The 11252-nt window shown below is 57.7% G+C and carries 14 protein-coding genes and 1 pseudogene; 3 read left to right on the top strand and 12 right to left on the bottom strand.

Annotated elements, in window-relative coordinates:
* A pseudogene (locus tag ACXWUF_RS10965) lies at positions 1–565 on the top strand (hypothetical protein); the annotation flags it as partial.
* Between the two features lie 207 nt (positions 566–772).
* Here the strand turns inward: ACXWUF_RS10965 and ACXWUF_RS10960 are convergent.
* The 10 genes from ACXWUF_RS10960 to zwf form a co-directional block, all read right to left on the bottom strand.
* Positions 773–1147: a hypothetical protein gene (locus ACXWUF_RS10960; protein WP_458494717.1), complete on the bottom strand. Its 375-nt coding sequence runs from the start codon at positions 1145–1147 to the stop codon at positions 773–775.
* Positions 1144–1491, bottom strand: coding sequence for a hypothetical protein (locus ACXWUF_RS10955; protein ID WP_458494716.1), 348 nt, complete (start codon positions 1489–1491; stop codon positions 1144–1146). Before ACXWUF_RS10955 ends, ACXWUF_RS10960 begins: the two co-directional genes overlap by 4 nt.
* Before the next feature lie 713 nt (positions 1492–2204).
* On the bottom strand, positions 2205–2555 hold the full coding sequence (locus ACXWUF_RS10950; protein WP_458494715.1) for a hypothetical protein: 351 nt from the start codon (positions 2553–2555) through the stop codon (positions 2205–2207).
* Between the two features lie 690 nt (positions 2556–3245).
* Entirely contained in the window at positions 3246–3533 is a 288-nt protein-coding gene (locus ACXWUF_RS10945) for a helix-turn-helix domain-containing protein (protein WP_458494714.1), read from the bottom strand.
* A 3-nt stretch (positions 3534–3536) separates the two neighbouring features.
* The gene (locus tag ACXWUF_RS10940) at positions 3537–3722 is read right to left on the bottom strand and encodes a type II toxin-antitoxin system RelE/ParE family toxin (RefSeq protein ID WP_458494713.1); all 186 of its coding nucleotides are present in this window, start codon (positions 3720–3722) and stop codon (positions 3537–3539) included.
* Positions 3723–3991: 269 nt separating this feature from the next.
* Positions 3992–4843 carry an Rpn family recombination-promoting nuclease/putative transposase gene (locus ACXWUF_RS10935; RefSeq protein ID WP_458494712.1) on the bottom strand — a complete coding sequence of 284 codons (852 nt, stop codon included), beginning with the start codon at positions 4841–4843 and terminating at the stop codon, positions 3992–3994.
* Positions 4844–4901: 58 nt separating this feature from the next.
* Positions 4902–5141, bottom strand: coding sequence for a type II toxin-antitoxin system VapC family toxin (locus tag ACXWUF_RS10930; RefSeq protein ID WP_458494711.1), 240 nt, complete (start codon positions 5139–5141; stop codon positions 4902–4904).
* Between the two features lie 90 nt (positions 5142–5231).
* Positions 5232–5516: a type II toxin-antitoxin system Phd/YefM family antitoxin gene (locus ACXWUF_RS10925; protein WP_458494710.1), complete on the bottom strand. Its 285-nt coding sequence runs from the start codon at positions 5514–5516 to the stop codon at positions 5232–5234.
* Positions 5517–5568: 52 nt separating this feature from the next.
* Positions 5569–5844 (bottom strand): type II toxin-antitoxin system Phd/YefM family antitoxin, encoded by a 276-nt coding sequence (locus ACXWUF_RS10920; protein ID WP_458494709.1) that lies wholly within the window; start codon positions 5842–5844, stop codon positions 5569–5571.
* Between the two features lie 126 nt (positions 5845–5970).
* A complete protein-coding gene (gene zwf, locus ACXWUF_RS10915; protein ID WP_458494708.1) occupies positions 5971–7449 on the bottom strand; it encodes a glucose-6-phosphate dehydrogenase in 1479 nt (492 codons plus the stop codon).
* Between the two features lie 121 nt (positions 7450–7570).
* On the opposite strand from zwf, the gene ACXWUF_RS10910 reads away from it, so the two are divergent.
* Together ACXWUF_RS10910 and ACXWUF_RS10905 are read left to right on the top strand one after the other, a co-directional pair.
* Positions 7571–8167, top strand: a complete 597-nt coding sequence (locus tag ACXWUF_RS10910) for a DUF4202 domain-containing protein (RefSeq protein ID WP_458494707.1) — start codon at positions 7571–7573, stop codon at positions 8165–8167.
* On the top strand, positions 8164–9336 hold the full coding sequence (locus tag ACXWUF_RS10905; RefSeq protein ID WP_458494706.1) for a cation diffusion facilitator family transporter: 1173 nt from the start codon (positions 8164–8166) through the stop codon (positions 9334–9336). The genes ACXWUF_RS10910 and ACXWUF_RS10905 overlap by 4 nt, the downstream gene beginning before the upstream one ends.
* Here the strand turns inward: ACXWUF_RS10905 and ACXWUF_RS10900 are convergent.
* Complete coding sequence (locus tag ACXWUF_RS10900) at positions 9329–10642, bottom strand: FCSD flavin-binding domain-containing protein (protein ID WP_458494705.1); 1314 nt, start codon at positions 10640–10642, stop codon at positions 9329–9331. The two genes, ACXWUF_RS10905 and ACXWUF_RS10900, sit on opposite strands and share 8 nt — an antisense overlap.
* A 9-nt stretch (positions 10643–10651) precedes the next feature.
* The gene (locus tag ACXWUF_RS10895) at positions 10652–10927 is read right to left on the bottom strand and encodes a c-type cytochrome (RefSeq protein WP_458494704.1); all 276 of its coding nucleotides are present in this window, start codon (positions 10925–10927) and stop codon (positions 10652–10654) included.
* Positions 10928–11252 lie beyond the last annotated feature (325 nt).

Below are 11252 nucleotides of genomic sequence, written 5' to 3'. Positions count from 1 at the left end.
GGCGCGGCTGGTGCGGCCTGGGTTTTTGAACAGCCTGGGGCAATTGCTGCTCAAGCTGACCGCGCCGGGGGTGCCGGATATTTATCAGGGCAACGAGGTGTGGGATTTCAGCCTGGTGGACCCGGACAACCGGCGGGCGGTAGATTATCGGCGGCGGCGGGCGTTGTTGCGGGAGTTGCAGAGCTGGGATGACCTGGACGCCGAGCGGCTGGCTCCGCATTTGGCGTCGATGCTGGAAAACATGGCGGACGGGCGCATCAAGCTGTATGTAACCCGCGAGGTGTTGCGGCTGCGGCGGCAGGAAGCGGCGTTGTTCCGGCGGGGGGATTATCGGCCCGTGGCGGTGGTCGGCGAGGGGGCGGAGCGGGTGTGCGCGTTTTTGCGGACTTGGGAGAGCCGGGCGGTGTTGGTGGCGGTGCCGCGTTGGACGGGGCGGCTGGCGGGGGAGGGGGTGCGGTTTGAGTTACCGGAGGGGATTGGGGGGCGGTGGCGGAATGTGTTTACGCGGGAGGCGGTGGTGGGGTTGGGTAGGTTTCCGGTGGGGATTTGGGTGGGGGAATTTTAGGTATCTTCTTCCCGTGCTAACCCGGCGGCTAAATCTCCCATGCCTTGTTCGGCTAGCTGGCGGTCTTCCTCGGAAAACTCTGCGTATAAAACCGCTAACTGGGTCTCTTCAAGGTCTGAGGACAGCGGTAAATCCATGGTGTAAATACCATTAGATTAGGTTGAGCATGAAGCTTCATGACTAAAGCTTATTCTGGGTCATTGGCATTCAAAAAAGCTGCAATGTTTGAGCTTCAAAATTAATCGAGACGTTAAACTTTGACAGCACATTGGTTCCAATAAAACCATTTATTCCAAATTCGTTCCGAATATCGCCAAATTCAATATCAATGTCAGCAAGTGTCTTTCCGTCAATGATGAAGCCGTCAATTCGTTGCGATAGCACTTCTTGAATACCGCACCCGATGCCAATGAGCCTGCGAATAGAAGCGGGCTTTTGATAATTGAAGTTTATCCGTTCTATATCTATCGCTGTGGAAACAGAGCCAGTATCGACTATGCAATCGTTTATGGTGATATGTTGACCTTCGTAGACGATTTCAACAGTCACCCAAATCAGGCCGTTTCGCCATTCAAATTTCATCTCAACATCCCTTTCATTGGGATGTTTTCAACGATTAATTCAGCGGGCGTTGAAGGTATGGTGAACAAAACATTCTGCCCAGCGCTTTTGCGGAGCCGATAAGCCTCTCGAATAACTCTGGGATCGTCGCTCACCTGCAAAATATCGCCCGCGATGATTTGGCTTTTTGACTCGGAAAGCCGTTTTTCAATTAGATTGCCGAGCAAAATGAATTGGGTGGGGTATTTGGTTTTGATGTCTTGCCATTGCATGATGGTTGTGCCTTGGGCTGTATTTTGTAGAAGATTATTCGGTAGTCCTATATGTTTCGCTAAGTCCGAAGCAATGGCGCTATATCGGCTCATGGTAGCTTTCATAGGCTTCAATCAAATCGCCAACTACGGAAACCAGCGAATATAATGGATGGGTGGCATCGTCTCTGATAATATCGAGCAGGCTGTTCAAAAATTCGGTGGCCTGCTCGTAATCGCTTTCGGTTTCGATATGGGATATTGGGGCCGAAGCTCTGAGTGTCTGCCAAGCGGGAATTAGTTTGTCGATATTAAGAACGGCGTTCGTTTTTTCCTCCAGTGATTCCGGTTGTATTCGGCATGGGTCAAACGTTTAAAGGTGATCGCCAACCTGTCAGAGTCGGTCGGCTACTTTGAAACGTACAGGACGGGGGTGAATACCCCGTCCCGCTCGGGAGATGGTCCGGCATAATGACGACCGCTTCTATTCTAAATGGTTTGCGCTCCTTGGCATAACGGAACGCTTCTCGCAATAAGTCAATCTTTTTGACCAACAAGTTATTATTCCGCCGCTTCGCAAGATTCACCGTGAAAAACCAAGTTGATCCGGGAATATAAAAACGACGATAGTCAGTCATGTGGGTTTCTGGCAATTATTTGAATAATGCGCTTCGTGCCTCAGCGCATCCTATGCGGGCTGGGGCTTGGGAACGAGCGAATAAGTAATTCGCATAGGATGTGCCGACGCAAGAAGGCGCATCAATTGGGTAACGCGCAGGATGCGCTTCGTTCCTCAGCGCATCCTATGGCCCTGTTTTTCATTTGGCTTACTTGCTGGAAGGAGCGGGTTGGTTAGCAGGAGGCAAATTGGGCGCGTTTGCGGGCGGAGTAATCTGTTGTCCAGGAACCTGAATAATGATGGGAGGCTGGGAAGATGTAGCAGATACTTTTGGTGCCGCATTATTCAAAACGAACGTAATCACGGTGATTGCAACGGCTCCCAGTCCAATTGCAGTACCAACCATCCATTTTATGAGTGATGTATTGATTTCTTGAATATCAGATTTTGTTGATAATTGTGGCAACTCGGAGTCGAGGCGCTGTTTGATGGATGCTATATCGACTCGCAGATCAGTAACACCTTTTTCAAGATTCGCTACTCGTTCTGTAAGTTCCATAGGTGGCTCCGATCCGTTAGGTGGGGCTGGCGGCAGTTTTCCATTACCAGGAAAGTTAATTATGCTAATTCTGCGCGCTCCCCAGCTAATGTCAACTCCGGTTCATTATCAAAAAACTCTGTATATCCACACACTTTGCAAGTATAAATTGTGCCAACAAACATTATGCCGCCACTTGCGGACGCTATAAATCCAAATTTTTGGAATTTGCCGCCACCAGTAACGGCATATAATTCTCCGTGATCGTATCTACATATTGGGGTACAGTTTTAGCATTTTGTTTTGAGTTGCTCATTTTTTCTTTGGGAAATGTTTCAAATTAAAATATAAATGCAACAGTTTTAACAAGAAAAAATAATCTTTTGGGGCCATTAGAAGCGCCACAGATTGTTTTAGTATTTTTTAGAATTTGGGCATATAGACAAGATTTCTCGACCGTAAGACCAAATTTACTGTTAAGAAAGCATACCCCTCCCGTCATCCTGTTTCAACGATGAATCCATATTTTGGATTGTCTGGCAATATGCGGCTAATCACCTTCCCACTCTCACCACCCCACCAAGCAAGACCTGTCACCCCCGCCCAACGCTTTTCCCGCCGGACAAACAAAAGCCCCAACCACCAAAGCAGCCAGGGCTTCCCAAAATCACCGTGCCAATCATCGCCCCCTGTGGCAACGGGCCAACCGCTTCAAGCCACCCGATCCCACTCCAACCGAACCCGCATCCCCGCCTTGGCCGCCAACGTCAGCAACATATCCAAGCTGAATTTTTTCCACTTACCCCGTACCAAATCCGACACCCTCGCCTGAGTAATGCCCAACCGCTCGGCGGCGTCGGTCTGGGTCAAGCCATTGTCCTGTATCCAAAGCCGCAATCGCCCCATCAGTTCGGCGCGTAACTGCAAAACCTCCGCCTCATGGGGCGGGAAACCCAGCGCCAAAAACATGTTTTCGCCTGCCTTAACAATGTCGGTCATGGGTCATCCTCCGATTTGCTTAAACCGTTGCCGCGCCAACTCCACATCGCGGGGCGCGGTCTTCTGGGTTTTCTTCTGAAAACAATGCAACACATAGACGCCTTCGGGCCGCATCGCGAGATAAATCACCAGGAACGCCCCGCCCAAACGGATGCGAATTTCCCGAATGCCGGGGCCAATGCTCGGCATCGGCTTCTAATCGCTAGGCTCAAGCCCAAGTTGGACTTGATGAAGTTCAACACCCGCTTCCCGTCGGGCTTCGTCGGGAAAATCCCGTAAATCAGCTCTGCTCGTTCCCAAAAAGATGGCGTCTTTCATACGGTCGCATCATATAAAAATTTAGATATTTTTGTTGGCTCAGGTTGCTCCCAACTCTGCGTTTGGAAGGTCGGGCAAACAAAAGCCCCGACCACCAAAGCGACCAGGGCTTCCCAAAAACGCCGCGTTTCGTAGCGGCCCTAACGTCGTTCCAACAGCGCCTTAAGCCGCTCGATTTCCGCAAGGGCAGCGGCCTGGGCTTTGGCATGTTCCGCCCGTTCCTCTTCCAGCGCCAATTCCGCCCGTGCCCGAGCCTGTTCCGCTATTTCCCGTTCCCACTCCGCCTGTTCCCGCTCCTTCTGGATCGTGCGTTGCTCCCGCAGGAAGTTCTGCCGGGCCTGATAGGCGTGGTAGTCGCGCTCCTTCTCGGAGAATTGTTGTAGGGTGGTCATGGCCTGCCTCATTTCGTCGGTGTTCATCCAATCGGGAAGGTTGCCGTCATCCAACGTCTCACCGTCCTTGAATAATTTCAGCCAGCGCTGTTCCTCGGTTTTGACCCGCTCGGCGGCGAACTTGTCCAGCTCTAGAACCCAAATGCCGCCGTACTCGATCAATATCCGGCCCCGCTCATCGCGCAGCTTGAAGTGGTGGGCGTAGCGGTCGTCGTCCCGCAGCAGATTATCCGCCAACAGCCAAATGCTATAGGCCGGGCGCAGTTGGTCATAGTCCTTGCCGCTCTTCAATTGCTTGGTGTAGATGTCCGCCCAGCCGTAAAGGATGCGGGCGGGCAGGTGCCGGTAGCTGAGCATTTGGATTTCAATCTGGAATAGCCGACCCTCGCCGTCCCTGGCCTTCACGTCCACGATGCTGAGCTTGTCGTCGAGGAACTCCTTGTCGTTGTATGGGTTGAGGATGACCGCGTCGGTGATGGGGGCGGCGAGTTCGCCCGCGAGGACGGCATTGAGGAAATGGATCAGAAGGTTGCGGTTTCTTTCCGCGCCAAGCAGCGCTTTGAAAACGCAGTCGATTCGGGGGTCTATCCGGTGTTTCATGGGAATGTACGCTGTGAAGGATGGGAAATTTTAACGGCGGATTTCGCCCCGCGTGACCTCAGCCCATGACCACCATCCCCAATCCCCGCGCCGCCTCGGCCAGCCTGCCGTCGAACACCCCCACCCGATAATCCACCCCCGGCAAGGCCCGCCACACGGCCTCGGCGGCGGCGAGGTGGACACTGTCGTAGCCGTGCAGCCCGAAGCGCTGGGCCAAATCGCCAGCGCGGCGAACCAAGGATTCGGAGGCTTCCACAACCCGCACCGCCGCCCAATCCCGCTCAAAGTCAGCCACCACATACGGGCGGCCTCGCAAGCCTCCCGCACGCGCTGACTTTCAGCTCAGCCACGTAAAGCTTCAAGAAGGCCGAAGTATCCAGATACAAAATCATTCCCGATCCTCCAGAACCAGATCGGAAAGGGTTTTCTCGCCGGGTTTCCACGAAATGGGTCGGTCGGTTCCGGTCAATTTGCCACCGTTACCCGGCCTGATCCAAGGCAACGCATCCAGCCGCGCCACCGCCTCTCTTTCCAATTCCGCTGGGGTTTTGGTCAAGGGCACCAGCCGCGCCACCGGAATGCCGTTTTCGATGATGGTCAATTCCTCGCCGCTTTTCGCACGGTCAATGTATTCGGGCAAATGGGTTTGCACTTCGAGAAGGGTGGCTTGCATGGGGGCTGTCCTGGTGGATTGGCTGAATGGGGTATCCGTGAAGGAAATTCTACTACCGTCCAATGTTTTTCCTGCCGGACAAACAAAAGCCCCGACCACCAAAGCGGCCAGGGCTTCCCAAAAACGCCGCGTTTCGTAGCGGCCCTAACGTCGCATCCAACCGCGCCAACGCCTCCCGCTCCAAGTCCGCCTGGGACTTTTCCGCAGGCACGGGCGACAGCCGCAACACGGTTTTGCCCTGCTGGGTCAGGGTGACTTCCTCGCCCGCCAGGGCGCGGCTTAAATATTCGGGAAGATGGGTTTCAAATTCTCGTAATGTCGCTTGCATGGAGGTCAACCTAATGGACTGAGTTATTCGGGAAAGAAATTCTACTACCGTCCAGAATCTTTCCCGCCGGGCCAACAAAAGCCCCGGCCACTTCCAAGGGGATGGCGCGGATTCCGATGTTTCCGCCTAACCGTCCGTCCCGTTGACATCGAATGAATGCCGCCACGCTTGATCGTCCCGCTCGAACAGCCGTTCCGCTTCCTTAGGCTCCCAACCCCCGGCGGGATAGGTGTGGATGTATTCCCGCTCCACCGTCCAGGCTTGGATGATTGGATCGACCACCCGCCAAGCCCACTGCACCTCGTCGGAGCGCAGGAACTGGGCGCGGTCCCCCTCGACGACATCCAACAACAAGGCCTCGTAAGCGTCCAGCCGGTAGCCATCCCGGTGGCAAGTGCTGGCGTCCAGTTGGGTGGTGCGGGTGTGTAGGCCGATGCCGGACTCGCGGACTTGAAGCTCGGCCCGGATGCATTGCTCCGGCTCAATTCCCAGCAACAGCCAGTTGGGCGGCAATCGCTCGATCTGGGTTTCGCGGAACAATTGCTGCGGCGGATGCTTGAAGCGGATGGCGATCAGCGAACTGTTCCGGGCCAGCCGTTTGCCGGTGCGCAGGAAAAACGGCACGTTGCGCCAGCGCCAGTTGTCGATGAGCAATTTGACGGCGGCATAGGTTTCGGTGGTGCTATCGGGCGGGACGCCGGATTCTTCCAGGTAGCCGGGCATCACGCCGCCCCGGCTGTACTGGGCGCGGAAGGCGTGGGCGTGAACCGCGCTCCTCGGAATGGGCCGGATGGATTTCAACACCTTGACCTTCTCGTCCCGGATGGATTCCGCGTCCAGCCTGGCGGGCGGCTCCATGGCGGTGAGCGTCAGCATTTGCAGCAAATGGCTTTGAATCATGTCGCGCAATGCACCCGCGCCATCGTAGTAGGCGGCGCGGCTCTCGACCCCGGCGGTTTCGGCATGGGTGATTTGGACATGGTCGATGAAATTACGATTCCACAAGGGTTCGAGCATCAGGTTGGCGAAGCGGAACACGAAGATGTTCTGCACCGTCTCCTTGCCCAGATAGTGGTCGATGCGGAATAGCTGGTGTTCGCCGAAGTCCCGATGCAACGCCAAATCCAGGGCTTGGGCGCTGGCCAGGTCGTAGCCGAAAGGTTTCTCCACCACCAATCGACACCAGCCCGCGGCTTCCGCGTTCAGCCCGGCGGCGGTGAGATAAGCGGCGGCGGATTGGTATTCGGAGGGCGGCAGGGATAGATAAAACACCCGGTTAGCGGGAAAGCCGGGGGTGTTTTCCAGCCGCTCCCGAAGACGCGGGGCGGATTCCAACTCATCGAGGTCGCCGGGAAAGAAATACAGGCGCTGAAGGAAATCCGTTAGGGCCGCTTCGTCGGGAGGCTCTCCAGAAATGTTCCTGAGCCACACGGCAGCCTCAATGCGCCACCGGGCATCGTCCCAAGGCCGTCGGCCTATGCCCAGCACGGCGAAATCATCGGGCAGCCGATGGGCTTGGTGAAGCTTATACAGGGCGGGCAGCAACTTGGTGCGGGAAAGGTGCCCGGTCGCGCCAAAAATGGCGAATACGCAGGTGTCCGGCATGTGGGCCTCCTGGCGATGGCTTGGGTGGATTCCTAATCCTCGTTAGACCATTCGCGTTGCCAAAGCGAGGCGGGATTTGTTAAGAAGCAAGCCTTTCTCAGAACCCAACCCGAATCAAACCATGAACGACGACAAACTCGACCATGCGCTGCGCCTGATCGACGAGGCGAATACCACCGATCCCAACGGCGAACTTTGGCAAGGCGAAACCCATCCCAAGGAGCTGCTCTACGGTTGGCGCATGACGGCGTGGCTGGAGCGCCTAGCGCCGGAGGCGTCCGAGGTGCTGCGCATCGCGGCGCGGGGGCAGCACATCCGCCGCTGGGAAGTGCCCCGCGACAGCTATCCCGCCACGCGGGAGGGGTATTTGCGCTGGCGCAGCTTCTTATATGGCTTCCACGGCGACCGCGTGGCCGAGTTGATGGAGCAGGCTGGCTACGAGCCGGAATCCATTGCCCGGGTTAAAGCAATTCTGCTGAAGCGTGGCATGAAGACCGACCCGGATGTGCAGTTGATTGAGGATGTCGCCTGCCTGGTCTTCCTCGAATATTACTTCTTGGAATTCGCCGCCAGCCACCAGCACGAGCCGGACAAGCTGATCGGCATCGTTCGCAAGACTTGGAACAAGATGTCCGAACAGGCCCGGCAACGGGCGCTGGCGATGGCGTTCCCCGAGTCGATCAAGCCGCTCCTTTCGCGGGCGCTGGAGCCGACTTGAACGCCGCCGCCGGGAAACCGGCCCACGGCCAGCCGGGGACGCCATCTCTGACGCGCTATGCCTGGCTGTCGATCCTCGCCGCGATGCTCACCATGGCCCTCAAGGCCCAAGCCTATCGGATGACTGGCTCCGTCGGCATGCTGTCCGACGCGGCGGAGTCGCTGGTCAATCTAGCGGCGGCCCTGGTGGCGCTGCTGATGCTGTCGATTGCCGCCCGGCCCGCTGACACGGGGCATCCCTTCGGGCATGGCAAGGCGGAATATTTCGCCAGCGGGTTTGAGGGCGCGTTGATTCTTGTGGCCGCCGTGGGCATAGCTTGGGCGGCGTGGGGGCGGCTGTGGAATCTCCAGCCCTTGGCGGCGCTGGATTTGGGCATGGCGGTGTCGGCGGTCGCGGCGGTGGTGAACTTGGTTGTGGCCTTGGTGCTGCTGCGGGCCGGGCGAAAGCACGATTCCATCACCTTGGAGGCGGATGGCCGACATCTTCTGTCGGATGTGTGGACCACGCTGGCGGTGCTGTCCGCCTTGGGCGGAATCACGCTGACGGGCTGGCTATGGTTGGACCCGGCCATCGCGTTTTTGGCGGCGGCGCAGATTGTCTGGTCGGGCGTTTCCTTGATCCGGCGCTCCATCGCGGGATTGCTGGACGCCGCGCTGCCGGCCAAGGAGCGGGCCGCTATCGAAGCCATTTTTAATCGCTACCGGCTGGAAGGCGTCGGATTCCACGACCTCCGCACCCGGGCGGCGGGGACGCAACGGTTTATGACGGTGCATGTGCTGGTGCCGGGCGATTGCTCGGTGAAGCGCGGCCACGATTTGTTGGAGCGGCTGGAAGGCGAGATTCGTCAGGCAATCCGTCACTTGACCATCGTCACCCATTTGGAGCCGCTGGACGACGCCGCCTCGTTTGCCCACGACCGGATAGCCTCGGAAGCCGCCGATTGGCCGCAACCCCCTCAACAAGTGGCAACGGCGTCGGCGCGGCCCAAGCCGCGGGCGCGGAAGGCGACCGGGCGGCTTGCTTTGCTGGTCGGGCCTTTGTTGCTGTTTGCCGGAGGCGCGGCCAGCATGGGACTGACCGGCCTTTATGCCGATATTGCGATGGGACTCAGTTTGCTTGGGTTGGTGATGAGCCTTGTCGGCCTGCGGCGGGCCAAGCACGCTAGCTGAACACTTCCCGCATGATGAGGTTGTGCCAACTGCGGGCGTATTCGGCTTCTTCCCGCCGGTCGCCGTTGGGTGGGGTTTCGCCAGTGGCCAGGGCCGTCAAGCGTTTCTCTGCGCTGGAATAGCCATACACGCCGGTGATGGAAATGGCGTAGTTGGGGGCGAGGAAGCTGTAACAATGGTTGATGAGGGCGGCGCGTTCCGGCTCGTTGTCCGAAAGCAGGTCAATGACGGCGGCGGCGCAGACCTTGGCTTGGGCGTTGGCGGCGAAAGCCGATTTGGGCATGGGGGCCGCGTCGCAGGCGTCGCCGATAACATGGACACCCGGCGCCAGGGTTGATTCGAAAGTGAGCGGATTCACCGGGCACCAGCCCGTGGCGTCGGCGAGGCGGGCGGCTTGGGCGAGCTTTCCGGCCATTTGCGGCGGAATCACATTAAGCACGTCGGCCCGATAATTGTTGAACTCGGTGTGGACGGAGAGGCGCCGCCCGGATTCGACTCGCTCGATCCGGCCTTCCTTCTCGGACGAAATCCATTCCACCATGCCGGGATAAAGCTCCCGCCAGCCCTGTTGGAACAAGGCTTGTTTGGAGAATTGGGTCTTGCCATCCAGGATTAATATCTTGGAACGCGGCTTCTGCTGGCTCAAATAATGGGCCATCAGGGAGGCCCGCTCGTAGGGGCCGGGCGGGCAGCGATAGGGGTTCGGTGGAACCGTGATGACAACCACGCCGCCGTTCTTCATGGCCCGCAATTGGCGCCGCAACATGATGGTTTGCGGCCCGGCTTTCCAGGCGTGGGGGACCGTTTCGCTGACGGCTTCGCCGTAGCCCTCGATGGCGTCCCAGCGGAAGTCGATGCCGGGCGACACGATCAATCGGTCGTAGGGCACCCGCGAGCCATCATCGAGGGTGACGCTTTTGCCGTGAGTGTCGATCCCGGTGGCTTCGGCAATGATGGATTCAATGCCGTACTTACGGGCCAGGGTGTCGTAGTCGTGTCTCAGGCTGGCGGCCTTTTGCGGCTTCTTTTCGTCGGCGAATTCCTTCATCCCGGCGATCACCTGATTGGAGCCGGGACAGGCCACATAAAACTTGTTGCGTTCGATCAGCGTGACCTTAAGCGCCGGGTCAAGCATCTTTAGATACTTCGCCGCCGTCGCCCCGGCAAAGCCCCCGCCCAACACCACCACTTTGGCGTTGGGGTTGGATTTAAGCTTTCTGGCCTTCTTGCTGGCGCAGCCCGTAAGGCCGAGCAATCCCGTCGCGGACGCCCAGGCCAGGAAATCACGACGTGTGAATCCGCTCATCTCGCCTCCTTAGCGATGACTGAAATGCTTCGCCAGAATGGCGAAGTCTTCGTCGCTGTAGCCACGGGCGATGCGGTCCATGACTGACGCCGGGCGCTTTCCTGCACGGAAGTCCTGCATCCGGCGGATGAATTCGGCTTCCGGCTTGCCGCTGATTTTAGGGAACGAATCAAAGCCTTCCCCCGACAAGCCATGGCAGCCACCGCAACCGAACGCGAGGGGTTCCAGCGGCGAGGGCGGTGCTTCGGCGGATTGGGCCGACGGGATCGCGAGCATTAGAAGCATGGCGGGTGCCATGAGTGGTGTGTAACGCATCTTGGGAGTACAACCTTAGGCGGGGTCGGATTGGATGTTTTTTGATGATGGCCAAAATTTGGGCTGAGGCGATTTTAACGCAGAGCCGACGCGAAGGAGCATTTCGGCCCGAATCCCCGGCGGATGGGGCGGTTATATGGCTTTTGGATGGGGTGCGACAAAATGTCGCGATTTCATCTTGACACGGGGAGGGGGGGTGGTAGACTGCGCAGCACCTCGGGGGGCCGGTGAGCCGGACGCCCGGGGACACGCGGCGCGCAGTACCGCGCCGCCCTGAAGCGAAACCTAAACTTAG

It is taken from the genome of Methylomagnum sp., from assembly GCF_054333355.1.
This window is presented reverse-complemented; position numbering and strand designations above follow the sequence as displayed.

What these genes read in the sequence shown, in the direction of transcription:
- ACXWUF_RS10960 (WP_458494717.1), bottom strand. Translation starts at nt 1,147, where the DNA reads ATGAAATTTGAATGGCGAAACGGCCTGATTTGGGTGACTGTTGAAATC.
- ACXWUF_RS10955 (WP_458494716.1), bottom strand. Translation starts at nt 1,491, where the DNA reads ATGAGCCGATATAGCGCCATTGCTTCGGACTTAGCGAAACATATAGGA.
- ACXWUF_RS10950 (WP_458494715.1), bottom strand. Translation starts at nt 2,555, where the DNA reads ATGGAACTTACAGAACGAGTAGCGAATCTTGAAAAAGGTGTTACTGAT.
- ACXWUF_RS10945 (WP_458494714.1), bottom strand. Translation starts at nt 3,533, where the DNA reads ATGACCGACATTGTTAAGGCAGGCGAAAACATGTTTTTGGCGCTGGGT.
- ACXWUF_RS10940 (WP_458494713.1), bottom strand. Translation starts at nt 3,722, where the DNA reads ATGCCGAGCATTGGCCCCGGCATTCGGGAAATTCGCATCCGTTTGGGC.
- ACXWUF_RS10935 (WP_458494712.1), bottom strand. Translation starts at nt 4,843, where the DNA reads ATGAAACACCGGATAGACCCCCGAATCGACTGCGTTTTCAAAGCGCTG.
- ACXWUF_RS10925 (WP_458494710.1), bottom strand. Translation starts at nt 5,516, where the DNA reads ATGCAAGCCACCCTTCTCGAAGTGCAAACCCATTTGCCCGAATACATT.
- ACXWUF_RS10920 (WP_458494709.1), bottom strand. Translation starts at nt 5,844, where the DNA reads ATGCAAGCGACATTACGAGAATTTGAAACCCATCTTCCCGAATATTTA.
- zwf (WP_458494708.1), bottom strand. Translation starts at nt 7,449, where the DNA reads ATGCCGGACACCTGCGTATTCGCCATTTTTGGCGCGACCGGGCACCTT.
- ACXWUF_RS10910 (WP_458494707.1), top strand. Translation starts at nt 7,571, where the DNA reads ATGAACGACGACAAACTCGACCATGCGCTGCGCCTGATCGACGAGGCG.
- ACXWUF_RS10900 (WP_458494705.1), bottom strand. Translation starts at nt 10,642, where the DNA reads ATGAGCGGATTCACACGTCGTGATTTCCTGGCCTGGGCGTCCGCGACG.
- ACXWUF_RS10895 (WP_458494704.1), bottom strand. Translation starts at nt 10,927, where the DNA reads ATGCTTCTAATGCTCGCGATCCCGTCGGCCCAATCCGCCGAAGCACCG.